23 protein-coding genes and 1 tRNA gene are annotated in these 24,024 nt (G+C 71.3%); 13 read left to right on the top strand and 11 right to left on the bottom strand.

Translation table 11 applies throughout. From position 1 onward, the window contains the following. Positions 1 to 252 precede the first annotated feature (252 nt). The 3 genes from ACFV57_RS09955 to ACFV57_RS09945 all read right to left on the bottom strand — a co-directional run bounded on the left by ACFV57_RS09955 (position 253) and on the right by ACFV57_RS09945 (position 2,786). Positions 253 to 1,077 (bottom strand): DUF2637 domain-containing protein, encoded by an 825-nt coding sequence (locus ACFV57_RS09955; RefSeq protein ID WP_385228014.1) that lies wholly within the window; start codon positions 1,075 to 1,077, stop codon positions 253 to 255. 90 nt (positions 1,078 to 1,167) lie between these two features. Further along, complete coding sequence (locus ACFV57_RS09950; RefSeq protein WP_385228011.1) at positions 1,168 to 1,869, bottom strand: ATP-binding protein; 702 nt, start codon at positions 1,867 to 1,869, stop codon at positions 1,168 to 1,170. Further along, positions 1,866 to 2,786 carry a hypothetical protein gene (locus tag ACFV57_RS09945; protein ID WP_385228008.1) on the bottom strand — a complete coding sequence of 307 codons (921 nt, stop codon included), beginning with the start codon at positions 2,784 to 2,786 and terminating at the stop codon, positions 1,866 to 1,868. The genes ACFV57_RS09950 and ACFV57_RS09945 overlap by 4 nt, the downstream gene beginning before the upstream one ends. A gap of 348 nt (positions 2,787 to 3,134) precedes the next feature. On the opposite strand from ACFV57_RS09945, the gene ACFV57_RS09940 reads away from it, so the two are divergent. From ACFV57_RS09940 to ACFV57_RS09925, 4 genes are all read left to right on the top strand, one after another. Further along, on the top strand, positions 3,135 to 3,668 hold the full coding sequence (locus tag ACFV57_RS09940; protein WP_385228006.1) for a helix-turn-helix transcriptional regulator: 534 nt from the start codon (positions 3,135 to 3,137) through the stop codon (positions 3,666 to 3,668). Between the two features lie 124 nt (positions 3,669 to 3,792). Continuing rightward, positions 3,793 to 4,164, top strand: a complete 372-nt coding sequence (locus ACFV57_RS09935) for a helix-turn-helix domain-containing protein (protein WP_385228003.1) — start codon at positions 3,793 to 3,795, stop codon at positions 4,162 to 4,164. Positions 4,165 to 4,190: 26 nt separating this feature from the next. Then, entirely contained in the window at positions 4,191 to 5,693 is a 1,503-nt protein-coding gene (locus tag ACFV57_RS09930) for a LacI family DNA-binding transcriptional regulator (protein ID WP_385228001.1), read from the top strand. 626 nt (positions 5,694 to 6,319) lie between these two features. Next, a complete protein-coding gene (locus ACFV57_RS09925) occupies positions 6,320 to 6,988 on the top strand; it encodes a hypothetical protein (RefSeq protein WP_385227998.1) in 669 nt (222 codons plus the stop codon). Positions 6,989 to 7,131: 143 nt separating this feature from the next. Here the strand turns inward: ACFV57_RS09925 and ACFV57_RS09920 are convergent. From ACFV57_RS09920 to ACFV57_RS09910, 3 genes are all read right to left on the bottom strand, one after another. Beyond that, a tRNA-Pro gene (locus ACFV57_RS09920) sits at positions 7,132 to 7,205 on the bottom strand. A 12-nt stretch (positions 7,206 to 7,217) separates the two neighbouring features. Beyond that, the gene (locus ACFV57_RS09915; protein WP_385227995.1) at positions 7,218 to 8,033 is read right to left on the bottom strand and encodes a Pr6Pr family membrane protein; all 816 of its coding nucleotides are present in this window, start codon (positions 8,031 to 8,033) and stop codon (positions 7,218 to 7,220) included. A gap of 293 nt (positions 8,034 to 8,326) precedes the next feature. After that, positions 8,327 to 9,265: a metallophosphoesterase gene (locus tag ACFV57_RS09910; RefSeq protein ID WP_385227992.1), complete on the bottom strand. Its 939-nt coding sequence runs from the start codon at positions 9,263 to 9,265 to the stop codon at positions 8,327 to 8,329. A gap of 198 nt (positions 9,266 to 9,463) precedes the next feature. Between ACFV57_RS09910 and ACFV57_RS09905 the strand changes: the two genes are divergently transcribed. Beyond that, positions 9,464 to 9,928 carry a GatB/YqeY domain-containing protein gene (locus ACFV57_RS09905; protein WP_385227989.1) on the top strand — a complete coding sequence of 155 codons (465 nt, stop codon included), beginning with the start codon at positions 9,464 to 9,466 and terminating at the stop codon, positions 9,926 to 9,928. A gap of 140 nt (positions 9,929 to 10,068) precedes the next feature. Here ACFV57_RS09905 and ACFV57_RS09900 read toward each other — a convergent pair whose 3' ends face one another. Beyond that, entirely contained in the window at positions 10,069 to 12,270 is a 2,202-nt protein-coding gene (locus tag ACFV57_RS09900; protein WP_385227986.1) for a transglycosylase domain-containing protein, read from the bottom strand. 580 nt (positions 12,271 to 12,850) lie between these two features. On the opposite strand from ACFV57_RS09900, the gene ACFV57_RS09895 reads away from it, so the two are divergent. Continuing rightward, positions 12,851 to 13,243: a WhiB family transcriptional regulator gene (locus tag ACFV57_RS09895; RefSeq protein ID WP_030022571.1), complete on the top strand. Its 393-nt coding sequence runs from the start codon at positions 12,851 to 12,853 to the stop codon at positions 13,241 to 13,243. A gap of 666 nt (positions 13,244 to 13,909) precedes the next feature. On the opposite strand, the gene ACFV57_RS09890 is transcribed toward ACFV57_RS09895, so the two are convergent. Then, positions 13,910 to 15,430: an ArsA-related P-loop ATPase gene (locus ACFV57_RS09890; RefSeq protein WP_385227983.1), complete on the bottom strand. Its 1,521-nt coding sequence runs from the start codon at positions 15,428 to 15,430 to the stop codon at positions 13,910 to 13,912. Further along, on the bottom strand, positions 15,427 to 16,422 hold the full coding sequence (locus ACFV57_RS09885) for an ArsA family ATPase (protein ID WP_385227980.1): 996 nt from the start codon (positions 16,420 to 16,422) through the stop codon (positions 15,427 to 15,429). Before ACFV57_RS09885 ends, ACFV57_RS09890 begins: the two co-directional genes overlap by 4 nt. Before the next feature lie 161 nt (positions 16,423 to 16,583). On the opposite strand from ACFV57_RS09885, the gene ACFV57_RS09880 reads away from it, so the two are divergent. The 4 genes from ACFV57_RS09880 (at position 16,584) to ACFV57_RS09865 (ending at position 19,107) form a co-directional block, all read left to right on the top strand. Then, positions 16,584 to 16,745: a DUF4177 domain-containing protein gene (locus tag ACFV57_RS09880; protein WP_003981536.1), complete on the top strand. Its 162-nt coding sequence runs from the start codon at positions 16,584 to 16,586 to the stop codon at positions 16,743 to 16,745. Continuing rightward, the gene (locus tag ACFV57_RS09875; protein ID WP_385227977.1) at positions 16,742 to 17,206 is read left to right on the top strand and encodes a RidA family protein; all 465 of its coding nucleotides are present in this window, start codon (positions 16,742 to 16,744) and stop codon (positions 17,204 to 17,206) included. Before ACFV57_RS09880 ends, ACFV57_RS09875 begins: the two co-directional genes overlap by 4 nt. Before the next feature lie 135 nt (positions 17,207 to 17,341). Continuing rightward, a complete protein-coding gene (locus tag ACFV57_RS09870; protein ID WP_385227975.1) occupies positions 17,342 to 18,280 on the top strand; it encodes an NUDIX hydrolase in 939 nt (312 codons plus the stop codon). Beyond that, positions 18,277 to 19,107 carry an MBL fold metallo-hydrolase gene (locus tag ACFV57_RS09865; RefSeq protein ID WP_385227972.1) on the top strand — a complete coding sequence of 277 codons (831 nt, stop codon included), beginning with the start codon at positions 18,277 to 18,279 and terminating at the stop codon, positions 19,105 to 19,107. The genes ACFV57_RS09870 and ACFV57_RS09865 overlap by 4 nt, the downstream gene beginning before the upstream one ends. Positions 19,108 to 19,177: 70 nt before the next feature. On the opposite strand, the gene ACFV57_RS09860 is transcribed toward ACFV57_RS09865, so the two are convergent. After that, positions 19,178 to 19,768 carry a TetR/AcrR family transcriptional regulator gene (locus ACFV57_RS09860; RefSeq protein WP_385227969.1) on the bottom strand — a complete coding sequence of 197 codons (591 nt, stop codon included), beginning with the start codon at positions 19,766 to 19,768 and terminating at the stop codon, positions 19,178 to 19,180. Positions 19,769 to 19,904: 136 nt separating this feature from the next. Here ACFV57_RS09860 and ACFV57_RS09855 point away from each other — a divergent pair, with 136 nt between their 5' ends. Beyond that, positions 19,905 to 20,957: an agmatine deiminase family protein gene (locus ACFV57_RS09855; RefSeq protein ID WP_385227966.1), complete on the top strand. Its 1,053-nt coding sequence runs from the start codon at positions 19,905 to 19,907 to the stop codon at positions 20,955 to 20,957. Positions 20,958 to 21,095: 138 nt separating this feature from the next. On the opposite strand, the gene ACFV57_RS09850 is transcribed toward ACFV57_RS09855, so the two are convergent. Beyond that, the gene (locus ACFV57_RS09850; protein ID WP_003981529.1) at positions 21,096 to 21,770 is read right to left on the bottom strand and encodes a Crp/Fnr family transcriptional regulator; all 675 of its coding nucleotides are present in this window, start codon (positions 21,768 to 21,770) and stop codon (positions 21,096 to 21,098) included. Positions 21,771 to 22,057: 287 nt separating this feature from the next. Between ACFV57_RS09850 and nth the strand changes: the two genes are divergently transcribed. Next, a complete protein-coding gene (gene nth / locus ACFV57_RS09845) occupies positions 22,058 to 23,086 on the top strand; it encodes an endonuclease III (protein ID WP_385228066.1) in 1,029 nt (342 codons plus the stop codon). Between the two features lie 221 nt (positions 23,087 to 23,307). Beyond that, a complete protein-coding gene (locus tag ACFV57_RS09840; protein ID WP_385227962.1) occupies positions 23,308 to 24,015 on the top strand; it encodes an NUDIX hydrolase in 708 nt (235 codons plus the stop codon). Positions 24,016 to 24,024: the final 9 nt, after the last annotated feature.

Genomic DNA, 24,024 nt, shown 5'->3' with positions numbered 1-24,024 from the left:
GCTGGTTGCGGTGGTGGGGGTCTGCGTACGGTCCTGGTGGGTGAGGTTATCGGGGTTCGGGGTGTGCATGCGGGTTGTTCTCCATCGGGCGGGGATGAGGCGGGGGAGGGTTCGGTCCGCCAGTCTGCTGGTGGGCGGACCAGGGGGAGGACCGCGGCCGGATTGACGCGTATCGGCGCGAGGTGGTCCCGGCCCCCGGACGCCGCGCGGTTGGTCCGCAGGGCGGGTCAGCGGGGGTGACCGGATATCCGGTCAGGTGGCGTGGCCGTGGTCCGCGGGCTGGTCGGTCTCGGACCGGAGGCGCTTCATGAGTTCGGTGAGCCGGCCTTCGGCGACGGTCAGTCCGGTTTCGCGGATGGCGTCGCGGACCACCGCGCGGGAGGACTTTCCGTGGGTGCTGGTCGCCTTGCGCGCGATGTCGAGCAGTACGTTCATTTCGGCGCCGGGTGGCCGTCCGTGGCGGCGGCTGACCGTGTCGTTGGGCTGCGGGACCTGCGGAGGGTCGCTGTTCTCGGTCTGTGGTTCCGGGTGGGGGCGGCCGGTTTCCGTGCAGTCGTGCGGATGCGGGGTCACTACTTCCGTGGGGTCAGGGTTTGGGGCGTTCGGAGGCGGGGTGTGGCGGGCGATGAGGATGTGCAGGTGGACCGCGCCGGCCAGGGCGAGTGGGGCGAGGGTGGAGAGCACTCCGACGGTGAGGTCCCCCAGGTGTAGTCCCGCGTCCGGTGCTTGTTGGTTGAGGCGTACGGCGTGGAGGGCGTTGGCCCAGATGCTGGCGGTGGTGGCGGTGCCGAAGAGGGCCCAGACATACAGCCGTGAGCGGAAGGGGGCGGTGCGCAGGATGATCAGGGCGCGGACGCCGTAGGCGATGAACCCGTCGATGACGAGCGGGAAGAGGTAGGTCAGCAGACCGCGGACGTGGATGGCGGTGGCCATCTGCTGCAGGGCGTCGTAGGACAGGGCGCACCCTGCGGCGCCGAGGGCGGTGATCGCGGCGCGATCCCAGGAGGTGGCGCGGTGTCCACCGGGGGCCTGGGGCGTGGGTTTTGTGGCAGGGGCAGCCGGGGCGAGGTGTGTCATACGGGGCTCCGGGGAGTCCGCCGCACCGGTGGGCGGCCTGGTGTCGGCGGAGAGGGGTATGCGGATCGGGGACGCGGGCGCCTGGTCCTGTTAGCAGGCGGGGTGCCTTCTGCGGTCGGCGCCGCCGAGGATGACGCGGGTGGTCATCTCGGCGAGGCGGGAGGCGACGCGGTCACCGACGGTGCCGCGCAGCTCGGCGATCGGCATGTTGGTGGTGACCAGGGTCGGGAGCATCTCGTTGTAGCGGCGGTTGATCAGCCGGTACGTCAGCTCCTCGGTCCACTCGGAGGTCTTGGCCGCGCCGAGGTCGTCGAGGATCAGCAGCGGGCAGCGGCCGAGGGACCACAGGGTGCGTTCGGGGTCTTGGCCTTGCCGGGGGCGCAGGCTGGCGTACAGGTCGGCTGTGGTGGTCGCCTCCCAGCGCAGTCGTACGCCTGCGGCCAGCAGCGAGCGCACGGCGCCGTACGCCTGGTGGGTCTTGCCGGTGCCGGTGGGGCCGGCGATCAGCAGCGACGGGCCCTCGGAGATCCCTGGTGCCTCGCCAGGCCCCTTGCGGCCGGTGCGGGCGATCTCCTCGACCCAGGCGGTGACCTTCGGGTGGTCGGCCAGGGCGCGCCGGTAGCGGGCTGGGATGCGGGCATCGGCCAGCTCCAGCGCGGTCACCGGTTCGGCAGGCGGTTCCGCGAGAGGTGCGGTGGGATCGATGCCTCGGTCGGCGAGAATCGTGCCGAGTCGGTCGGCCAGGGCACCGGCGCGCTGCGGCTCACGGGTGGAGGTGGCGGCTGCGGTCACAGGTCACCTCCGTAAGCGGACTCGACGTCGGCGGGGTTGGTCCAGGGCCGGTGCGCCGCACGGGCGGCGGGCGGACCGGCGTTCATGGCCTCGTTGACGAGGCTGGGCAGCACGCTGGGGCTCAGGCCCTTGGTGCGCAGACGCGCCAGTCCGGCACGGATGTGGTCAGGGGCGATGCCCTCGCCGAGGAGCTGGTTGACCTCGCGTCCGAGGTGGCCGAGGAGCTTCTCGGGCGGGCGGTGGGCGCACGCGGCGACGAATTCCCCGGTCAGCTGCTGTGCCGAGTCGGTATTCGGCGCGGGGCCGCTTGTGGCCCCCACGGGTACTGATCCTAGGTCCATGATCCTAGGTCCTAGATCCGGACCGTGAGGGCTCACGCCGGGTTCGCCGAGTCCTCCCCGAGCCCTCGTGGAGGGCTCACTGAATCCGGTCTGACCTGCGGCTTCATCGTGCTTCACGGACGGCTCGCGCTTTTCACGTGAGCCGTCGGTGAGCCCTCCGTGAGGAGGGGAAGAGGGGGCCGTGACGGCGCCCTGCGACGCCGGTGAGGGCTCACTGCGGCGGGGCGGCCTGTCGTGGTGCGGGCAGGCAGGGTGGCGGACTCCGCTGGGCCGGTTGATCTTCTGGTGGCGGCTCCAGGTCACGATGTGCAGGTACCGCTTGCCGTCCTCGCCCTCGTACCGGCAGATCAGTTCGGCGCCGGTGAGCTGGGCCAGGTCGTCCTCGACGCCCATGGGGCCGTGCCCGGGGCGCAGTGACCACAGCAGCCCGGCGATGACGGCGGCCTGGTCGCGGAAGCGGCCGTGGTCGTCGGCCTGGGTGAGCAGCCCGAAGAAGGTCCGCTCGGCGCTGACGGAGACCTGGGCGAGGGACTCGGAGGCGAAGGCTTCCGGCTTGATGGTGCGTATGCGCGCCATGACTATCGCCCCGCCTTCGCGGACGACAGGAGACGCAACAGGGATGCGGGGGCGGTACGCGGGCACGTACTGTGCGGCATAGAGCTCCTCGCACGGCAGGCCATCGAGGCGGCAACCTCGGCCTGGCCGGTAGATCGTTCAGGGATGGGCGGTTGGTGGGGCTTCGCTTCGGCCCCGGTGTTCGCGCACCGGGGTTTCTTGCGTTTCGGGGGTCGGGGTGGGTGGGAGATCAATTGTACCAGGTGTACTGCCTATCGCAGAATGGCTTTGCGTCACGCAGAACGGATGCTACTGTTCTGGGGTGCTGCAAACCGCAGTGCGGTGATGCCTGGTGAAGGAGGGTTGGTCATGGAAGACGACGAGGTGTCCGGTGAAGCCCTGGTGCTTCGGGGCGAGGAGAACGTTGCTGTACGGATCAAGGTGGAGCGCGAGGCTCGGGGCTGGAGCACCAACGCCGTCTCGGACCGGCTGAACGAAGCGGGCTACGAGATCAACCCGTCGGCCGTGTGGCGGATCGAGAACCGCAAGCGCCGGGTCAACCTCGACGAGGCCATCGGCTTCGCCGAGCTCTTCGGCGTCTCCCTCGAAAACCTTGTCGGACCGCCGAGACTGGCCGCCCACGCCCGCGCGATGGAGCTCATCGAGGACATCCGCCGCCGTTACCGCGAGATGAACCTGGCCAACCGCGCCGCCACCGAGGCCCGCGACGCACTCGACGCCTACCTGGCGGAGCACCCTGATCTCCGGGAAGAGGCCGACGTCCTCGTCTCGAACGCCATCGCCGAGGACCTCATGGCCGCCATGCAGCCCCCCGGCCTCCTACAGCACGCACCACCGGCGGAGCCGGAACCGGACACCCCCGAGACCGGCTCCGACCACTGACCTTCCCCCGGCCACCGGCGCCGCGAACGCCCACGGCCGAAGAGCACACCCCAACCGCCCATCCCTGAACGACGACCGGCAGGACCGGGGTTGCCGCCCCGCGCCGGCCAGATGAGGACCACCCTTGCATCAACCCGTAAAACCTCCTGCCTCCACACCGACTCCGCACGCCGACGCCGCCGTGCCCCGCCTCTACCTCCCCGAGGAGGCCGCGGCCGTTCTCGGGTGCTCTACCTGGTGGGTCAAGGACCGCGCTCGCCGCCGACTCATCCCGTCCACCCGCGTCGGCCGCGCCTACCGCTTCACCGGCGAGCACCTCGCGGAAATCATCCGCATGAACGAGGCTCGCCCTGCCGCCCCGCAGCAGCGAGCGGCGGCTGCTCCTTCCTCCAAGCCTCCTGTTTTCCGGCCTTCCTCGTCATCTGTGCCCACAACTCATCTGCGCGCCCGGCCACCACGCCGAGCCCGCCAGAGCCAGTTCGGGACCGCTGCCTAACGCGACGACGAGGAAGGGAGGGACTCTTGGGTTTCGCGGAGAAGCGCGGAAACTACTGGCGCGGCCGATACAAGATCGCGCCCGGCAAGCACCTCACGGTCGCTGACGAGAACGGCAAGGCGCTCAAGTTCGCCACCAAGGGCGAGGCCCAGCGCGCCGCCAGCGAGGCGGAGAACAAGTACCGGCGCGGCGACTGGCGCGACCCCGCCCTTGGTCAGGAGACGTTCGGCGAGTACGCCAGCCCCTGGTACGCGGCCCAGGACTTGGCCGCGTCGACGATGCAGAACTACAAGCGCCACATCGAGGAGCACCTGCTCCCCGAGTTCGAGGACAAGGCGCTCGCGGGCATCCTGCGCACCGACGTCGACCTGTGGGAGAAGAAGGAGAAGGCCGTGTACGCGGCCTCCAGCGTCAAGACCTGGCGCTCGACGCTCCACCTGGTCTTCGAAGACGCGATCGACGAGGGCCTGATCACGTCCAACCCGGCGGCCAGGCGGCGCGGGCGCGGAAAGCGTGCCGGCCGGTCCCGGGGCCGTGGTCCGGAGAAGGTCGTCACCGACGCGCTCGGCATCCTGCTGACCGCTGAGCGGGCCGCCCTGCTCTCAGGACGCGGCGACGAGTTCGTCGCCGTGGTCCTCAAGGGGTACACCGGCATGCGCTGGGGCGAGATCGTCGGCCTGGAGACCGCGTTCGTCCGCTCCGGCGCGTTCCGCGTCGAGTGGCAGCTGTACGAGCTCGACACCGGAGAACTGGCGCGCTGCCCACCCAAGGACGACAGCTACCGCACCATCGACTCGATGGACTGGCTGTCGGCGCTGGTCGCCAACCACATCGCCCGAACGAAGCCCGTGCCGTGCCGTTGCCATGGCAAGACCTACGTCTTCCGAGGGCAGGGCGCGGCTCGTACCGGTGGCCACCAGGGCGCGAAGCTCGTCGACGTCGCCCGTCGTGCAGACGTCTCGACGGGCACGGTGTCCAACGTCCTCAACCACCCCGAACGCGTCACCGAGACCACGCGAGTGAAGGTCGAGCAGGCCATCGCGGACCTTGGGTTCGTGCGGGGCGGCGTCGTGCCGGAACATGCCGCCCACTGGCGCAGGAACGGTTTCGCTACCTGGCTGTTCACGCCTGCGGTCTCAGGCTGGTACCCGAAGAAGGCACCACAGGAACCCCGGCCGGTGCCTTTGCTCGGCGAACCTTGGCCCGGCGTCCCGGCACGAGGGCGGGGCGCCGGCGAACGGGCCGACTCCTGCTGGCTCCCGATAGCCGAGGGACTCACGCCCCACGGCCTTCGCCACACCCACCGGACGATGATGGAGGACCTGGGAACCGAGAAGGTACTCATGGACGAACGTATGGGCCACATTGATGGCTCGATCTCGGCGCGCTACGCCCACGTCACCCCAGGCATGCGCAAGCGCCTCATGCTCGGTCTCACGGAGCAGTGGGAGATGGCGCTTGAGGCTCGCCTCGCGAGGCGCCCGACGTCACCGGTACGTGTGCTGGATGATCTACTGCGCGCACGCTAGTAGGAGACGAGGGCTCGTCGCTCGGGACGCCCGATCGCCCCGAGCGACGAGAATCCGGTCAGGGAAGGCTCCGTAAGCGGAGCGCTCCCTGGCCGGCTCTCAGCGCAACCAGTTCGCTGCTCCCATGGCAACGGCCGTCATCGTACTCCCGAGTGCCAGCAACTTGAGTGGTGCGCGATCAAGTGTTACGTGCAAGGGGCCGCAACGAAGCTCAAAGGCCGGCGTGCGTGAGGGCGGCTCTGACTGGTAGGCCGCTTGAGCGTCAGGAACCACGTGAGAGTTGAGGTGCTTGGCCATGGCCTCTCCGATTCTTCGGGCCTACGGCGTATATCGACCGTAAGCAAGTGGGTTGCCCGGTGATTCGAGCGCGCCCACCTTCGGGCAGCTGCTACTTAGCACCGCAAGTCAACCCGCCCGCTTTCCGGCCTTGCTGTCGAGGCTGGTCACTTCCTCCAGGCCAGAACATACGGGCGTGACCTGCAGGTTTGTTCTCCTCTCTGTGGATTCGAGTCGAGTGGCCGGGCCCATCAAACTTTTGAAGCATGCTCTGTGCCGGGCCCGTTGCGACAACCATGGTTGTCCTCACGGGGCACGTTGCGACAACTACGGTTGTCTCCATGCGTTCAGTGAGCGATGACGAGTTCTGGTTCGATTCGGATGCCATGGCGGATCCATGGCATCCGCCTCATGCTGCCGAAGCAGCTTGGATGCAGGACCAGTTGAGGGAGCTTGCCCGAAAGATCGCGGGTCGGATCTCGGCGCGTGGTCAGGAATGCCTGTTTAACGGACACGAGCCCTCTGCGATGGCGGAGTTGTTCGCAGACTGGCAGCTCGCCTACCTGCATGCCCTGCGGCGGGTGCATGAAGCCGCTGAGGTGCTTGCCGCAGAGGCTGCGCTGATGGGCGGGGGGATGGGCGCTACCTATGGCCATCTGGGATCTGCCTGGGGGATCTCCAAGCAGGCAGCGCGTAAGAAGTGGCCCGGTGCGGTCGACGACGGCTCGGGGCAACCAGAGAAGATCACGATGGAAAGGTGCGGCGGGGTTGCCGAGATCACATACCTTCCGGACCGATGTGCTTGGGGCTGGACTGCTCACGGCGACGATGGAACACACCGGGAGGCGGAGGAGGCGTATACCGTCCGGTGGATAGCCATGGCTGCTGCGGAGGACTTCCTTCGTGATCACGCCGTGCCTTGGGGAGGCGTCGATGTTCCGCATGCGCTTGGCGATCCGAAGGATTGTTGGTGCTGGGATGACGACGCCTGGGCGCAGGAGCCGAGTAGCGACACGTAACGGCGTTCCCTCAGTGGAGCTGTGCAGGGGGCTGATCCCTATATCGGGCCCGGCTCCCAAATGGCTCCCAAGAGTTCCCTAGAAACCCAGGAGGGGCCCGATCCACTCTCGCGGATCAGGCCCCTGACCTGGTGTTCCTTCAGTCGGGGTGGCGGGATTTGAACCCACGACCTCTTCGTCCCGAACGAAGCGCGCTGCCAAGCTGCGCCACACCCCGAAGCAACGAGCTCTACTTTAGCGGACCGATCCCCATAGGTGAAATCCGGTTCTCCGGGCGGCGGGGGTGGGGCCTGACCTGGTCGATCGCGACGAGGAGCAGGGCGAGGGCGTAGAAGGCCGAGCTGAAGATGAGGGCGTTCAGGGCGATGCCGGCGTAGCCGTGGAGGTCGACGTCGAGGAAGGGGTACGGGTAGCGGCCCTCGGTGCCGGGGTCGAGGAGGGCGCCGCGGATCAGGGCGAAGGGGAGGTAGAGGAAGGGATAGGCGAGCCACTGGCCGGCGTAGCGCCAGCGGAAGCCGCGTGGGGTGGTCAGCAGGAGCCAGTCGAGGGCGGCGCCGATGGGGGTGACCGTGTGCAGGAGGTGGGTGGAGACGGTGCGGACGGTGTCGTGCTCCGGGGTGCCGGTCATCGAGAAGCCGCTGGAGTCGTTGGTGAGGATCAGGTGGAAGACGAGACCGGTGATGGCTATGTAGAGGAGGACCGCGCCGCTGATCCGCGGGGAGATCGGGGGGCGGGCGGCCCAGGCGCGGTAGGCGGACCAGGCGAAGAAGACGGCCACGACGATGTTCGTCTGGACCGTGAAGTAGCTGAACAGGCGGCCCAGGTCCGGAGTGATCGCGATGTCCAGGGCGATGCCGGTGAGCGCGGCCAGCGCGATCAGGAGGCGGAAGGCGGCCGCGAGCGGGCGGCGTACCGGGGGGACGACCGCGGAGGCCGGGGTGTGGGCCGAGGCGGCCGCCGCTCCGCGGGCGTACCGGCTGGAGGCGTGGGAGGTGGCCTTGGGCGGGCGGGAGCGGGGGACGCGGGCGCTGGTGGGGTCGATCATCCCCCCACGCTAGACGGGAGTGGGAGGCGATGCGGAGGGAGTGTGCGAATTGTGGGGAGGGGAGGGAGGGGGAGGGTGGGGGCCGTTGTTTCGGCGGGAGCCTTCGGCCCCAGTGCGTCCTCGGCTCCGGGCGCGCCTTCGGCTCCCGGCGCGCCCTGGAACCCGGGCGCGCCCTAGAACCCGGGCGCGCCCTCGTCTCCAGCCGCGCCCTCGGTACGGGGAACGGCCGCGGGGCCTGATACGGGCAACGGCCGCGGGGCCCGATACGGGAATCGGCCGTGGTGCCCGCCGGCTCAGTCCTTTGGTGTCAGGGTCAGGAGGGTGGCTTCCGGGGGGCAGGCGAAGCGGACCGGGGTGTAGCGGTTGGTGCCGCAGCCTGCGGAGACGTGGAGGAAGGAGGTGTGGCCGTCCGTGGTGTGGGTGGACAGGCCCTTGACCCGCTGGGTGTCGATGTCGCAGTTGGTGACCAGGGCCCCGTAGAAGGGGATGCAGAGCTGGCCGCCGTGGGTGTGGCCGGCCAGGATCAGCGGGTAGCCGTCCGCGGTGAAGGCGTCCAGGGTGCGCAGGTACGGGGCGTGGACGACGGCCAGGGAGAGGTCCGCGTCGGGCTCCGGGCCGCCGGCGACGTGGGCGTAGCGGTCCCGCTTGATGTGCGGGTCGTCCAGGCCGGTCAGCGCGATCTCGAAGCCGCCGGCCGAGCCGTCGAGCTTCAGGCGGCCGCGGGTGTTGGAGAGGTTGACCCAGCCGGCCGTGTCGAAGGCGTCGCGCAGGTCTTCCCACGGGTTGTGGACGACGCCGACGGCGGGCGGGTTGCCGTTCAGGCCGTGACGCTTCTGGGCCTTTTCGATCAGGTAGCGGGCGGGGTTGCGCAGCTTCGGGCCGTAGTAGTCGTTGGAGCCGAAGACGTACGCGCCGGGGAACTCCATGAGCGGGCCGAGCGCGTCCAGCGTCTCCGGGACGCCTTCGGGGTCGGAGAGGTTGTCGCCGGTGTTGATGACGAAGTCGGGGCGCAGCCCGGCCAGCGACTGGAGCCAGCGCTGTTTCTTGCGCTGGCCGCTGACCATGTGGATGTCCGAGACCTGCAGGACGCGCAACGGCCGCATTCCGGGCGGCAGTACGGGCACGGTGATCCGGCGCAGTCTGAAGGAGCGGACTTCGATTCCGGCGGCGTAGGCCAGGCCCGCCGCACCGGCCGCGGCGATGGACAGGGGGACTCCGTAACGGGCGCGCATGGTCCCCATCGTGGCAGAGGGTGTGGGGATGGTGCTTACCGGAGGGCAGGGGAGGGGGCAGGGCAGGGCAGGGCAGGGGAAGGGGGACAGGAAAGGTGGCGGGTCGAGGGGTGGGTCCGGGGCGTACTGGGGCCCGGCCGGTCCCACCGCGACGTAATGGTGGAGCGATCGTCGCCGCGTAAGGGCATACTCGACGGCATGACCACGCTCAAGTCGAAGCTGCAGGACGACCTCACCACGGCCATCAAGGCCCGTGACGAGCTGCGCTCTTCCACCCTCCGCCTCACCCTGACCGCCGTCCAGAAGGAGGAGGTCGCGGGCACCGAGGCGCGCGAGCTGTCGGACGCCGAGGTCGAGAAGATCGTCGCGCGGGAGGCGAAGAAGCGCCGGGAGGCCGCCGAGGCGTTCGACAAGGGTGGCCGTGCCGAGCAGGCGGAGCGGGAGCGCGCGGAGGGCGAGGTGCTCGCCGAGTACCTGCCGAAGCCGCTCTCGGACGCGGAGCTGGAGAACATCGTCGCCGAGGCCGTGGCGGAGGCGAAGGGCGGCGGTGCCGAGGGGCCGCGGGCCATGGGCGCCGTCATGAAGATCGTGAACCCGAAGATCGCGGGCCGGGCCGAGGGCGGCCGGGTGGCCGCGGTGGTGAAGAAGCTGCTCGCGGGCTGAGGCGGATGGTGGCGGTGTGCGCCCTATGGCGTGCGCCACCACCACACCAGAGGGGCGCCCCCACCAGGGAGCGCCCCTCCACACGTAATAACCGGCCCGAAGCAACCGGCCCGCCCCGACTGGCCCGGAGCGACCGCCCCTCAGCCCCCCATCCCCCCGAAGAGGTCCGGGAAGCCGGGGATCTGCCAGCCGTCGCTCGGCTTGTCGTCGTTGTGGCCGCCGCCGTGATCGCCGCCGTGGCCGGGCCGGTCGTGCCGGCCGCCGCCGCCCTTGCCGTCGCCCTTGTCCTTGCCGGAGTCGCCGAGCGCGACGGTGGGCAGGGACGGCGCGGGCCTGCCGGACAGGGCTCCGGACATCGCCTCGCGCCAGATCGGGCCCGGGGTGTCCGCGCCGTACACCTTGTCGTGGAAGGAGCCGCCGATGGTGATGTCGAACATCCGGCGCTTGTGAGCCGGGTCACCCACCCACACCGCGCCGGCCATGTTCGGCGTGTAGCCGGTGAACCAGGCGGCGTACCGGCTGTCGCTGGTGCCGGTCTTGCCCGCGCTGTCGCGGCCCTGGAGGCCGGCCTGCTTGCCGGTGCCGTCCTCGACCACGCCCTTGAGCAGCGCGTTGATGGTCTTGGAGATCTGCTGTGACATCGCGCGGTGGCAGCTGGTCTTCGGTACGGTCAGCGCCTTGCCGGTCGTGTCGGTGATCGACTCGATGGCGACCGGCGAGCAGTAGACGCCCTCGTTGGCGAACGTGGCGTACGCGTTGGCCATGGTCAGCGGGGACATCTCGGGCGAGCCCAGCGCGATGGCGGGGCTCTGCTCCAGCTTGTTGCCGTTGGCCCGCTCGACGCCCATCTTGGCGGCCATCTTGCTCACCGGGCAGATCCCGATGTCGCTGATCAGCTGCACGAAGTAGGTGTTGACCGACTTCGCGGTCGCCTCCTTCATGTCGTACGGGCCGACCTCCGAGGTGTTCTCGTTCTCGACCGGGGCGTTGCCCGACCACTGCCCCGTACAGGTGGAGACCGGGCTCGGGTACTGCATCTTGTACGGGGACGAGTACGACTGCCCCGGGTTCTTGCCCGCCTCCAGGGCCGCCGCCGCGATCACCGGCTTGAACGTCGAGCCGGGCTGGTAGCCCGCGCCGCCGCCCATCTTCTGGTCGACGGAGAGGTTCATCTGGGTCTGGTTGGTGCCGAAGCCGTACGGCCGGGACTGGCCCATGCCCAGGATCTTGCCGGTGCCGGGCTGGACGATCACCGCAGCGCCCGCGACCGGGTCGTTGTCGTAGACCCGGCCGGTGACGGCCGACTGGATGGACTTCTGGGTCTGCGGGTCGAGCGTCGTACGGATCGTCAGGCCGCCCTGGTTCCAGCGCTTGCCGCGTTCCTTGCGGGTCTTTCCGAACGCCTTGTCGTTCAGCAGGACCTCGCGCACGTAGTCGCAGAAGAATCCGGCGCCCGAACCGGCCGTGATGCAGCCGTTCTTCGGGCGGCTGACCTTGAGCTTGATCGGCTTCTTGGCGGCGGCTTCGGCCTGGGCCTGCGTGACGGCCTTGGTGTCGGCCATCCGCTGCAGCACGGTGTTGCGGCGGCGCATCGCCTCCTTGGGGTCGTTGACCGGGTCGTACCGGCTCGGCGACTGCACGATGCCCGCCAGCAGCGCGGACTCGTCCAGGGTCAGGTCCTTGGCGTGCTTGCTGAAGTACCGCTGTGCGGCGGCCTCGACGCCGTACGCCTGCTGCCCGAAGAAGGTGATGTTCAGGTAGTTCTGGAGGATCTTCTGCTTGCCCAGCTCCTCTTCGACCTGGATCGCGTACTTCAGCTCCTTGACCTTGCGGCCGATGGTCTGCTGGGTGGCCTGCGCGACCTTGTCCGGGTCGTCGCCGGCCTCCTCGATGAAGACGTTCTTCACGTACTGCTGCGTCAGCGTCGAGGCGCCTTCGGACACGCCGCCGGACCGCGCGTTCTTGTTGACCGCGCGCAGGATGCCCTTCAGGTCGATCGCGCCGTGCTGGTAGAAGCGCGCGTCCTCGATGGCGACGATCGCCTTCTGGACGTACGGCGACATGTCCTTGAGGTCGACCACGGTGCGGTCGCGCGAGTAGACCTTGGCGATCTCGCCGCCGTTCGCGTCGAGGATGGTGGTCCGCTGGCTCAGCGGCGGAGTCTTCAGGTTGGCGGGGATCTCGTCGAAACCTTCGACCGATCCCTTCGCCGCGAGGCCCAGCGCGCCGGCCGCGGGGAGGGCCAGGCCCGCCAGCACCGCTCCGGCCAGGACGCTGACACCCAGGAATTTAGCGGCCTGCTGGGTCTTGGTCAGACCCCCGCCGTCGCGCTTCTTACCCATGGGGGGCAGCCTATGCCCTCGTGTGCGGCGGCCCGAGGGAGTGGGGCTCGGGCGCTGCGTTCGCGTACCGGATCGGTCGGGGGCGGGCGGCGGCCGGTCGTCCGGTCCGGGCGGGGGCGGGCGGCCCGATACGGGCGGGATGACGGCCGGGCCGGCGAGCGCGCGGCCTGTCAGGGCCCGTGCGACTTCACGAGGTGGCTGCGTTCTCCATCGTTCCCAATCACCGGACAGGGGTGCATCTGTTCGTTTAACCTGATCCCGTCGGTCGCGGCAGAGGGATCACGCCGGTCCGTCAACCCCGCCTCCGCGTGCGCAGCGTGCCCCGTACGTCCGGATGTGTCGCCGTAAACCCGCTGTGGCGTTGGTGAAGTGCCCCACACTGCCGGGAAGGTGCCCTATGCCCTCGGCTCACTCCGTTGGGTGATCTGCCGCATACGCATAGTCCGTTCGGGCCATTCAAGATTGGGCCCGAAGGGGGTGTTGCGCCCTGCTCGCCTTCCGTAACGTCCTCAACTGGCAACGGTGAATATGCCGCTTGCCGCCGTGGGGGAGCCTCGATTCGGGAGAGGACGGCGCCAGCATGAGCTGGGTAACCGACTGGAGTACACAGGCAGCCTGCCGCACCACCGATCCGGACGAGCTGTTCGTTCAGGGCGCGGCCCAGAACCGGGCCAAGGCGGTCTGCACCGGATGTCCGGTGCGGACGGAGTGCCTGGCCGATGCCCTGGACAACCGCGTGGAGTTCGGAGTCTGGGGCGGCATGACCGAACGTGAGCGGAGGGCGCTGCTGCGCCGCCGTCCGACCGTCACCTCGTGGCGGCGGCTGCTGGAGACGGCGCGTACGGAATACGAGCGCAGCACGGGCATCCTGCCCGTGGACTGTGAGGACGACGAGACGTACGAGAACACCTACGACAACGCGTACGGCAACCGCTATGACGGTACGTACGACGACTACGCCGCGGTCGGCTAGCCGACGGCAGACGTCCGGCGCAGGCCGGGTGGTCCGCGAGCGTGTCCGGCGCGGGCCGGTGCGGTCGGTGCGTGGACCGGTGCGGTCGGCGTGCGGTCCTCCGGCGGGCCGGTGTGGCTCGTGGGCGCTGCGTTGCCGATGCGGGATGAGGGACGCGGGCGTTCGGGCCGTGTCTGTACGAGGCGTGTCCGTATGTGGCGCGTCCGTGCGGAGTTTTCCGCTGCTGGGTGGAGGATGTCCGTCGCTGCGCGGAGGAAGCCGTCTCTGTACGGGCGGGTGCGCTCGGTACGGGTGCGCTCGGTGGCCGGGGCGACCCGGCGTTCGGGGCCCGGTGCCGTCGCTCTCTCGGGGCGGGGTGCCGCTGGGCCGATTGGTCCGGAGGTGACGGCTTCTTGGGACCGGTACGGGCCGTCAGGCCCTTGCGGCCGCCGTTGCGTGTCGCCGCGCGCCGTTGCGCCCCCTCGCGGGCAGCTGTTGCCGGTACGGACCTGTCGGAACGCCCCCTCGCCGGCCTGGTTCGCCTCGGCGCGATTCGCGTCGGCAGTCAGCTCCCGGTAGGTAGCCGACAGCCGGCCCCGGCAGGCCGGCAGTCACTCGGAGCGATGCACCTCGGAGCGATTCACCCGGAGTCCCTCACGCCAGGTCACATCCGGTCACACCCGGGGCTCACTCCTCGTCGCGCGGCGTCCCGCCGTGCGCCCGTTCCTGGTCGTGCGCCCGTGGCTGTACGGCGAGGCGGTCGCCGATCGCCCGCAGGCCCGCCAGGTCGTGGACATCGCCGGGCAGCGCGGCGATCTGCGCCACCGGGACCTCGGGGTGCAGCGCGGTGAAGCGGTCGCGGGTGCGCCGCTCGCGCGCGAGCACCTGCATACGCTCGGCGTGCAACCGCAGGAGGCCGGCGGCCAGCCGGGCCGCCGACGGGGGGTCGGCTGTTGTCCGTGGGTCCGCCGCGGCGGGGGAGTGGCCGTCGGCGGTACGAGAATCAGCCTTCCCGTCCGCTAGATCCACAATGCCGTTCCCGCCAAGATTTTCAGACCGGTCGGCGGGCGGCTCCGGCGCCCGCGCCGGGTGGCTCCCGCCCGCCGACCGGTCCGGAGCACGGTCCGGGGCGCCGTCGTCCTCGGAGGCGGCCCGGTCCCGGTCCGCGAGGGCCTCCGCCGCGGCCAGTGCCCGTTCCGCGCTGAGCTGCGCGGCCCCGCTGCCGTGCACCCGGTTCAGCACGAGTCCGGCCAGCGGCATCTGCTCGGCGGCCAGCCGCTCGACGAAGTACGCCGCCTCGCGCAGCGCGTCCCGCTCCGGCGCCGCGACGACGAGGAACGCGGTCCCCGGCGCCTGGAGCAGCCGGTACGTCGCGTCCGCGCGCGTACGGAAGCCGCCGAACATGGTGTCCATGGCGGCGGCGAAGGTCTGCACGTCCCGCAGCAGCTGGCCGCCCATGATCTTGCTGAGCGTCCCCGTCATCATCGACATACCGACATTGAGGAACTTCATCCCGGCCCGCCCGCCGGCCTTCGCGGGCGCCATCAGCACCCGGATGAACTTGCCGTCCAGGAACGACCCGAGGCGCTTGGGCGCGTCCAGGAAGTCGAGCGCGGAGCGGCTGGGCGGGGTGTCCACGATGATCAGGTCCCACGCGTCGCGGGAGCGCAGCTGGCCCAGCTTCTCCATGGCCATGTACTCCTGCGTGCCCGCGAAACCGGCCGACAGGGACTGGTAGAAGGGGTTGTCCAGGATCGCGCGGGCCCGCTCGGCGTCCGCGTGCGCCTCGACGATCTCGTCGAAGGTGCGCTTCATGTCCAGCATCATGGCGTGCAGCTCGCCGCCGGCCGACTCGTCGATGCCCTTGACCCGGCGGGGCACGTTGTCCAGTTCCGAGATGCCCATCGACTGCGCCAGCCGGCGGGCCGGGTCGATGGTCAGGACGACGGCCTTGCGGCCGCGCTCGGCGGCGCGTACGCCGAGGGCCGCGGCGGTCGTGGTCTTGCCGACGCCGCCGGAGCCGCAGCACACCACGATGCGGGTGCGCGGGTCGTCGAGCAGCGGGTCCACTTCGAGGAGGGTGGCGGGGGCGTCCAGCGCGTCGCGCCCGGTGGCGGGCGGTGCGGTGCGCCGGGGCGGCGCGGCGCCCTCGTCCGGGGAGCCGTCGTCCGGGGTGCGGTCGTCCGGAAGGCTTGCGTCCGCGGTCATATGGGCCCCTGTTTCCGCAGGTCTCGCGCGAGCCGGTAGAGCCCGGCGAGGTCCACTCCCTCGGGGAGCAGCTCCAACTCGTAGGTGGGCAGCGCGAGTCCGGCCAGCTCGGTGTGCCCGGCGCGCTCCAGGTCGACGCGCTGCGCGTGCTCGCGGGCCTCTTCGAGGAGAGGGTCGATGAGCCGGTCGGCATACGCGACGCCGACCGCGCCGCGGCGGCCGCCGCGCAGGCCAGCCTCGGCCAGCGCCTCGGCGATGCCCGTACGCGCTCCGTTGGCGGCGATGTCGACCTCGCCGGTGTCCAGGACCTCGGGCCGGGTCATGTTGATCACGACGCCGCCCACCGGGAGCCCGGCCGCGCGCAGCTCCGCGACGCCGTCCACGGTCTCCTGGACGGGCATCTCCTCCAGCAGCGTCACCAGGTGGACCGCCGTCTCGGGGGACTTCAGGACCCGCATGACGGCCTGCGCCTGATTGTGGATCGGGCCGATCTTCGCCAGGCCCGCGACCTCGTCGTTGACGTTCAGGAAGCGGGTGATGCGGCCGGTGGGCGGGGCGTCCATCACGACGGCGTCGTAGACGAAGCGTCCACGCTTGTCCTTGCGGCGCACCGCCTCGCACGCCTTGCCCGTCAGCAGGACGTCCCGCAGGCCGGGCGCGATGGTCGTGGCGAAGTCGATCGCGCCGAGCTTCTTCAGGGCGCGGCCCGCGCCGCCGAGCTTGTAGAACATCTGGAGGTAGTCCAGGAGCGCCCGCTCGGCGTCGATGGCCAGGGCGTACACCGACCCGCCGTCCGGTCCCGGCGCCACCGCGATCTTGCGCTCCTCGTACGGGAGCGCCTCGGTCTCGAACACCTGGGCAATGCCCTGCCGGCCCTCGACCTCGACCAGGAGGGTACGTCGACCCTCGGTGGCCAGGGCGAGGGCGAGGGCAGCGGCGACCGTGGTCTTTCCGGTACCGCCCTTGCCGCTGACGACATGGAGCCTGCTCACGCCAAGGAGCCTAACCAGTCCGGGCGCGGGATACGCACGGGACCGGCGCCGGGTTGTGCGCCGGGGCGTACGGGGCGCGCCGCGCGCGGGCCGGGCCGCCCGGCGCCTGTGGCCGCCCGCCGCCTCCGCGGGCCGTCGGCGCAGGCATTACGCTCGGCCCCATGACCAAGTGGGAATACGTGACCGTGCCGCTGCTCGTGCACGCGACCAAGCAGATTCTGGACACCTGGGGCGAGGACGGCTGGGAGCTGGTCCAGGTCGTGCCGGGTCCGAACAACCCCGAGCAGCTGGTGGCCTACCTGAAGCGGGAGAAGCAGGCATGAGCGCGGTGGAGAACAGGCTCGCCGAGCTGGGCCTGAAGCTGCCCCAGGTGGTGCCGCCGCTGGCGTCGTACCAGCCCGCGGTGCGTTCGGGCGCGTACGTGTACACCTCCGGCCAGCTGCCGATGGTGGACGGCGCGCTGTCGGCCACCGGCAAGGTGGGCGCCGAGGTCGGTCCGGAGCAGGCCAAGGAACTGGCCGCGACCTGCGCGCTGAACGCGCTGGCCGCCGTGAAGTCGGTGATCGGCGACCTCGACAAGATCGTGCGGGTCGTGAAGGTCGTCGGCTTCGTCGCCTCCGCCCCCGACTTCACCGGCCAGCCCGGCGTCATCAACGGCGCCAGCGAGCTGCTGGGCGAGGTCCTGGGCGACAAGGGCGTGCACGCCCGCTCCGCGGTGGGCGTGGCCGTGCTGCCGATCGACGCGCCGGTCGAGGTCGAGATGCAGGTCGAGGTCGCGGACTGACGTCACGCGGATGCGTACGGCCTTGTGGGGCGGGTCCGGGGAACCGGGCCCGCCCCGCTTCGTGGGCACCGGCCCGGAGCCCGTGCCAACGCCTGCCCCCTCGAACATCCGCGCGCAAACGCATAGCATCCGGCCATGTCGTCGACCCCCAATGGCCAGTGGTACCCGCCGGAATGGCCGGCCCGCGTCCGGGCCCTCGCGCACGGCGAGCTGACCCCGGCGGCGCCCCGCCGGGCCGCGACCGTCCTGCTGCTGCGGGACACGGACACGGGCGGCCCCGCCGTCCACATGCTGCGCAGACGCGCCTCCATGGCCTTCGCCGGAGGCGCGTACGCCTACCCGGGCGGGTCCGTCGACCCGCGCGACGAGCGGCCGGTGGCCTGGGCCGGGCCCTCGCGTGCCGAGTGGGCCGGCCGGCTCGGCTTCGGTACGGCGGACGAGGCCGCGGCGCAGGCCGTGGTCTGCGCGGCCGTCCGGGAGACCTTCGAGGAAGCGGGCGTGCTGCTCGCCGGGTCCTCCGCCGGGACCGTGGTCGCGGACACCACCGCGGAGGACTGGGAGGCGGACCGCGCGGCGCTGGTCGCCCGCGAACTGTCCTTCGCGGACTTCCTGGACCGCCGAGGCCTGGTACTGCGCAGTGATCTCCTGGGGGCGTGGGCCCGCTGGATCACTCCGGAGTTCGAGCCCCGCCGCTACGACACCTGGTTCTTCGTGGCCGCGCTGCCCGAGGGCCAGCGCACCCGGAACGCGTCCACGGAGGCGGACCGTACGGTGTGGATCCGCCCCGCCGAGGCCGCCGCCGGCTACGACCGCGGTGAGCTGCTGATGATGCCGCCGACGATCTCGACGCTGCGCGGCCTGGAAGCGTACGGAACGGCCGCGGCGGCTCTCGCGGCAGCCGGTGACCGGGACCTGACACCCGTCCTCGCCCGGGCGGAGCTGAAGGACGACGGGATCGTTCTGAGCTGGCCGGGGCACGAGGAGTTCACCAAGCACATCGCCCCGGGCGCGGAGCCCGTGTCCCGGGGCGCCGCCCCCGTACCGCCCACGAACTCGGGAGAGCCCACCGCATGACGTACGCAGCCGCCCTCCCCGGCCAGCCCCGCGGCGGGGCCATCGCCGGACCCGCCACCGCCCGCGCCCGGTGCGTGCTCGCCCCGAACCCGTCGCCGATGACCCTGGACGGCACCAACACCTGGATCGTCGCCGAGCCCGACTCGGACGTGGCGGTCGTCATCGACCCGGGCCCGCTGGACGAGACCCACCTCAAGGCGGTCGTGGACGCCGCCGGGCAGGCCGGGAAGCGGGTCGGCCTGACCCTGCTGACGCACGGTCACCCGGACCACGCCGAGGGCGCGGCGCGCTTCGCCGAGCTGACGGGATCGTCCGTACGGGCCCTGGACCCGGCGCTGCGCCTCGGCGACGAGGGCCTGGCGGCCGGCGACGTGATCACCACCGGCGGGCTGGAGCTGCGGGTCGTACCGACCCCCGGCCACACCGCCGACTCGCTCTCCTTCCACCTCCCGGCCGACGCCGCCGTGCTGACCGGCGACACGATCCTGGGCCGCGGGACCACCGTCGTCGCCCACCCGGACGGCCGGCTCGGCGACTACCTGGACTCGCTGCGGCGGCTGCGCTCGCTGACGGTCGACGACGGCGTCACGACCGTGCTGCCCGGCCACGGGCCCGTGCTGAACGACGCACAGGGCGTGGTCGAGTTCTACCTCGCGCACCGCGCCAACCGGCTGGCCCAGGTCGAGACGGCGGTCGAGGCGGGGCACCGGACGCCCTCGGAGGTCGTGGCGAGCGTGTACGCGGACGTGGACCGCACGCTGTGGCCCGCCGCCGAACTGTCCGTACGGGCGCAGATGGACTATCTCGGGGAGCACGGGCTGATCTGAGGGGGCACCGGTTGATCTGATCTGAGGGGGCATCGGGCGGCGTCGAGGACGCCAGGCGGCCGCCGCCCCTTCAGGCCTCTTCCGCCGCGCCCAGCTCGCGTTCGATGCCGCCGCGCAGCAGCTCGCGGGCGCGCTCCAGGGGCACCGAGCCGGTCAGCCAGCGGGTGCTGAGCCCCTCCACCAGCGCGGTCAGCCGCTCGGCCACGTCGGCCACCGGGGCGCTCCGGTCGGCCGTCCCGGCGGCCTGGGCCTCCCGTACGAGGTCGGCGACGTCATCGGACCACTGCCGGGTCACCTCGCGCAGCTGCTCCCGCAGCCCGGTGTCGAAGACGGCGCTGGACTGGAACTCTCCCCAGGCGGTGCTGTTCTCCACCATCTCGGGGACGTCCTGGAGCTCGCGCAGCAGCATGTCCTCCAGCTGGGCGCGCGGGCCCGCCGTACGGACGGTCTGCGAGGCCGGCGCCGTGTAGCGCTCGGCGCGCTCGCCGATGAAGTCCAGGGTGCGGCGCAGCAGTTCCGCCCGGCCGCCGAAGTGGTAGTAGATCAGCCCGGTGGACACCCCGGCCGCGGCCGCGATCTCCTCCACCCGCAGGCCGCGTACGCCGTTGCGCGCGATGGTGCGGGTCGCGGCTTCCAGGATCTGTACTCGGCGCTCGGACACAGCCGTCAACCGTATACCCGGTCGCTGTGGGGCCCTCCTGGTGCTACGTTCGAGAGTGGCTGACTGAAAATTCAGTCAGGACGGGGTACGGGCAGGGGCTGGCGGCCCGTGTCGGCCAGGATGGAGGGCGGCGGCCATGCCGATCACGTCGGCGATGCCGGCGACGCCGGTGATGCGTATGCCTGCCGAGTGGGAGCCGCACTCCGGCATGTACCTCGCCTGGCCGCCGCTCGACTCCCTCTGGGGAGACCTGGCCCCCGCCGTACAGCGGGACATCGCGCGGCTGGCGCGCACGCTCGCCGAATACGAGCCGGTCGCGCTGCTCGCGGGGCCGGCGGAGGAGGAGCGGGCCCGCCGCGCGTGCGGTACGGCGGTGCAGATCGTGCCGGTGCCGGTCGACGACCTGTGGATACGGGACACCGGGCCGGTCTTCGTCACGTGCGCCGACGCGCCGGACGGCCCCGCCCGCGCGGGCGTCGACTTCCACTTCAACGGCTGGGGCGGCAAACAGCGCCACCCGAACGACGGCGAGGCCGCCCGCAACCTGCTGCGCCACGAAGGCATCGCCCGTATCGGTGCCGGGATCACGGCCGAGGGCGGTTCCTTCGAGGTGGACGGCGGCGGCACGCTGCTCGTCGCGGAGAGTTCGCTGGTCAACGCCAACCGCAACCCCGGCAGGACGCGGGCGGACATCGAGCGGGAGCTGCGGCGCGTCCTGGGCGTGTCCCGGGTGATCTGGGTCGACGGCGTACGCGGGGAGGACATCACCGACTGCCACATCGACGGCCTCGCGCGCTTCGTGGCACCCGGTGTCGTCGCCCTGAACCGGCCGTGGGACGGGGACGGCCCGGACGTGTGGACGCAGGCGTACGAGCAGGCGCGCGGCGTCCTCGCGGAGGTCACGGACGCCCGCGGCGGGCGGCTGGAGATCGTCGAGATCCCGGAGCCCGACCCGTACGCGATCGGGGACCGGGGGCCGGAGTTCCTCACCTCGTACCTGAACTACTGCGTGGCCAACGGGGTGGTGGTCCTGCCGCGCTTCGGCGACCGCCGGGCCGACGACCGGGCGGCCTCGGTGCTGCGCGAACTGCACCCCGGCCGCGAGATCCGGCAGATCACGATCGACGCGGTCGGTGCGGGCGGGGGCGGCATCCACTGCGCCACGCAGCAGCTGCCGGGAGGGGCGTAGGGCCCTGCCGCCCGGCCGGTAGGGCAAGCCCGGGCGACGGGGCCGGAGCGCCCGTAGGGCCGGTCGGCCGGGTTCACGCGAAAGGGTCCCGCCTCCGGGGGAAGCAGGACCCTTTCGGTGCCGTGACGGCGGGGTACGTCAGCGCGAACGCTTCGCCAGGCGCTCCACGTCCAGCAGGATCACCGCGCGCGCCTCCAGGCGCAGCCAGCCGCGGCCCGCGAAGTCCGCGAGGGCCTTGTTGACCGTCTCGCGCGAGGCGCCGACGAGCTGGGCCAGCTCCTCCTGGGTGAGGTCGTGCACGACGTGGATGCCCTCCTCGGACTGCACGCCGAAGCGGCGCGACAGGTCCAGGAGAGCGCGGGCGACACGGCCCGGCACATCGGAGAAGACCAGGTCGGACATCTGGTCGTTGGTCTTGCGCAGGCGGCGGGCGACGGCGCGCAGCAGCGCCGTGGCGACCTCCGGGCGGGCGTTCAGCCAGGGCTGCAGGTCGCCGTGGCCGAGGCCGAGCAGCTTGACCTCGGTGAGCGCGGTGGCGGTGGCGGTGCGCGGGCCCGGGTCGAAGAGGGAGAGCTCGCCGATCAGCTCGCCGGGGCCGAGGACGGCGAGCATGTTCTCCCGCCCGTCCGGGGAGGTGCGGTGCAGCTTCACCTTGCCCTCGGTGACCACGTACAGGCGGTCGCCCGGGTCCCCTTCGTGGAACAGGGCGTCGCCGCGGGCGAGCGTGACCTCTCCCATCGAGGCGCGCAGCTCGGCCGCCTGCTCGTCATCGAGCGCCGCGAAGAGCGGTGCGCGCCGCAGAACGTCGTCCACGAGATCTCTCCTTGTCGACATGCTCAAAGGGACCTTGGTCCCCATCATGCCGGAATGCAAAACAGTGCGATCAATCACAAGGATGCCGGACCCGTGGCGCAAGCCATACGGCAGGGGGCCGATTGGACCCACGGGCACTGACGATCGGACCGGATGTCGGTGGGTGGCCTTAGTCTGGCCGAGTGTCCAATACGCCGGTGAGAGCACAGGACAAGGGGGCTGAGCGAGTGAGCGCGGGCCGTGATTCCGCTGTGGGCGAACAGGCGCCCGCCGACGCCGCGAAAGCGGTGAAATCCGAGGAAAAGCCGCGGAAGGCGACGGCGCGGAAGAAGTCCGCCACCGCGGCCGCAACCGGGACCTCTGTGGCGAAGACCGCCACGGCGAAGAAGACGGCCACGGCCAAGAAGACCGCGACGGCCAAGAAGGCCCCCGCCAAGAAGACCGCCGCCGCGAAGGCCCCCGCCAAGGCCACGGCGACCAAGAAGACCGCCACCAAGCCCGCCGCGAAGAAGGCCGCCGCCCCGTCGGCGTCCGCCGCGCGTCCCGCCAAGGCCGAATCCCGTACGGCCATGGTGCGCCGCGCCCGCCGGATGAACCGCGAGCTGGCCGAGGTGTATCCGTACGCCCACCCCGAGCTGGACTTCCGCGACTCCTTCGAGCTGCTCGTCGCCACGGTCCTGTCCGCGCAGACCACCGACCTGCGGGTCAACCAGACCACCCCGGCCCTGTTCGCCGCCTATCCCACCCCGGAGGACATGGCCGCCGCCGAGCCCGAGCGGCTGGAGGAGCTGATCCGGCCGACCGGCTTCTTCCGGGCCAAGGCGAAGTCGCTGCTGGGCCTCTCGACGGCGCTGCGGGACCGTTTCGACGGCGAGGTGCCCGGCCGCCTGGAGGACCTGGTCACCCTCCCCGGCGTCGGGCGCAAGACCGCCAACGTCGTCCTGGGCAACGCCTACGGCGTACCGGGCATCACGGTCGACACCCACTTCGGCCGGCTGGTCCGGCGCTTCGGCTGGACCGAGCAGCAGGACCCGGAGAAGGTCGAGGCGGAGATCGCCGAGATCTTCCCCAAGAGCGAGTGGACGATGCTCTCGCACCGCGTCGTTTTTCATGGCCGCCGGATCTGCCACTCCCGCAAGCCCGCCTGCGGCGCCTGCCCCATCGCGCACGACTGCCCTTCGTACGGCGAGGGCGAGCTGGACCCGGAGAAGGCGAAGAAGCTGCTCAAGTACGAGATGGGCGGCCAGCCGGGCCAGCGGCTGCGGCCCCCGGCCGACTACCCGGGACAGCCCGCGCCCCCGCTGGCGGGCCGTTGAGCGCGCCCCGTGCCCGGCCCGCGGGCGCGCCCCGCACCTGTGTCCGGCCCGTCCGGTACCGGCCTTCCGGCGTCCGTTCCGCCACCGCCGCCCCGACTGGGACAAAACCGTCACACCCCGAAGCGGAACCGCACCGGCCGGAATCGGACTCAGCCCGAATAGGACCGGACACCGTCGCATGACCATCGATCGCACCGATTCAAGGGCCTGAGGGGGCGCGTATGACGAGCGCACGGGAGCAGTACGGGAAGACGACCGTGGCGTACGAGGCGGCCGTCCGCACCGACGGCCTGCCGCGGTGGCTGGCGCCGGTCTCCCGCGCCGCCGCCACGATCGAGCCCCACCAGCTCAGCCGGTTCCTGCCGCCCGAGAGCGGCGGCCGGCAGTCCGCCGTACTGATCCTCTTCGGGCACGGCGACCGCGGCCCGGAGCTGCTGCTCATGGAGCGCGCGGGCACCCTGCGCTCGCACGCCGGGCAGCCCTCGTTCCCCGGCGGCGCCCTCGACCCCGAGGACGGCGACCCGGAGGGGGAGGGCCCGGTGCGCGCCGCGCTGCGCGAGGCGTGGGAGGAGACCGGCCTGGACCCGTCCGGTGTCCAGGTGTTCGGCGTGCTGCCGCGGCTGTACATCCCCGTGAGCGGCTTCGTCGTCACGCCCGTCCTGGGCTGGTGGCGCGAGCCGAGCCCGGTGGGCGCGGTGGACGAGGCGGAGACCGCGCGGGTCTTCACGGTTGCCGTGGCGGATCTCACGGACCCCGCCCACCGGGTGACCGCCCGCCACCCCAGCGGCCACGTGGGCCCCGCCTTCCTCGTCGAGGACGCCCTGGTCTGGGGTTTCACCGCCGGGGTGATTGACCGAATCCTGCATTACGCGGGGTGGGAGCTGCCGTGGGACCGTGCCAAGCAGGTCCCGCTCGACCGGCGCGCGTGAGACGGTGGC

This window comes from Streptomyces sp. NPDC059788 (assembly GCF_042732265.1).
GTDB lineage: Bacteria > Actinomycetota > Actinomycetes > Streptomycetales > Streptomycetaceae > Streptomyces.
The sequence above is the reverse complement of the archived record's forward strand: the minus strand, read 5'-3'. Positions and strand labels throughout refer to the sequence as shown.

What these genes read in the sequence shown, in the direction of transcription:
- ACFV57_RS09875 (WP_385227977.1), top strand. Translation starts at nt 16,742, where the DNA reads ATGAGCGCGGTGGAGAACAGGCTCGCCGAGCTGGGCCTGAAGCTGCCC.
- ACFV57_RS09955 (WP_385228014.1), bottom strand. Translation starts at nt 1,077, where the DNA reads ATGACACACCTCGCCCCGGCTGCCCCTGCCACAAAACCCACGCCCCAG.
- ACFV57_RS09890 (WP_385227983.1), bottom strand. Translation starts at nt 15,430, where the DNA reads ATGACCGCGGACGCAAGCCTTCCGGACGACCGCACCCCGGACGACGGC.
- ACFV57_RS09840 (WP_385227962.1), top strand. Translation starts at nt 23,308, where the DNA reads ATGACGAGCGCACGGGAGCAGTACGGGAAGACGACCGTGGCGTACGAG.
- ACFV57_RS09900 (WP_385227986.1), bottom strand. Translation starts at nt 12,270, where the DNA reads ATGGGTAAGAAGCGCGACGGCGGGGGTCTGACCAAGACCCAGCAGGCC.
- ACFV57_RS09945 (WP_385228008.1), bottom strand. Translation starts at nt 2,786, where the DNA reads ATGGCGCGCATACGCACCATCAAGCCGGAAGCCTTCGCCTCCGAGTCC.
- ACFV57_RS09940 (WP_385228006.1), top strand. Translation starts at nt 3,135, where the DNA reads ATGGAAGACGACGAGGTGTCCGGTGAAGCCCTGGTGCTTCGGGGCGAG.
- ACFV57_RS09910 (WP_385227992.1), bottom strand. Translation starts at nt 9,265, where the DNA reads ATGCGCGCCCGTTACGGAGTCCCCCTGTCCATCGCCGCGGCCGGTGCG.
- ACFV57_RS09895 (WP_030022571.1), top strand. Translation starts at nt 12,851, where the DNA reads ATGAGCTGGGTAACCGACTGGAGTACACAGGCAGCCTGCCGCACCACC.
- ACFV57_RS09905 (WP_385227989.1), top strand. Translation starts at nt 9,464, where the DNA reads ATGACCACGCTCAAGTCGAAGCTGCAGGACGACCTCACCACGGCCATC.
- ACFV57_RS09880 (WP_003981536.1), top strand. Translation starts at nt 16,584, where the DNA reads ATGACCAAGTGGGAATACGTGACCGTGCCGCTGCTCGTGCACGCGACC.
- ACFV57_RS09870 (WP_385227975.1), top strand. Translation starts at nt 17,342, where the DNA reads ATGTCGTCGACCCCCAATGGCCAGTGGTACCCGCCGGAATGGCCGGCC.
- ACFV57_RS09865 (WP_385227972.1), top strand. Translation starts at nt 18,277, where the DNA reads ATGACGTACGCAGCCGCCCTCCCCGGCCAGCCCCGCGGCGGGGCCATC.
- ACFV57_RS09915 (WP_385227995.1), bottom strand. Translation starts at nt 8,033, where the DNA reads ATGATCGACCCCACCAGCGCCCGCGTCCCCCGCTCCCGCCCGCCCAAG.
- ACFV57_RS09855 (WP_385227966.1), top strand. Translation starts at nt 19,905, where the DNA reads ATGCCGATCACGTCGGCGATGCCGGCGACGCCGGTGATGCGTATGCCT.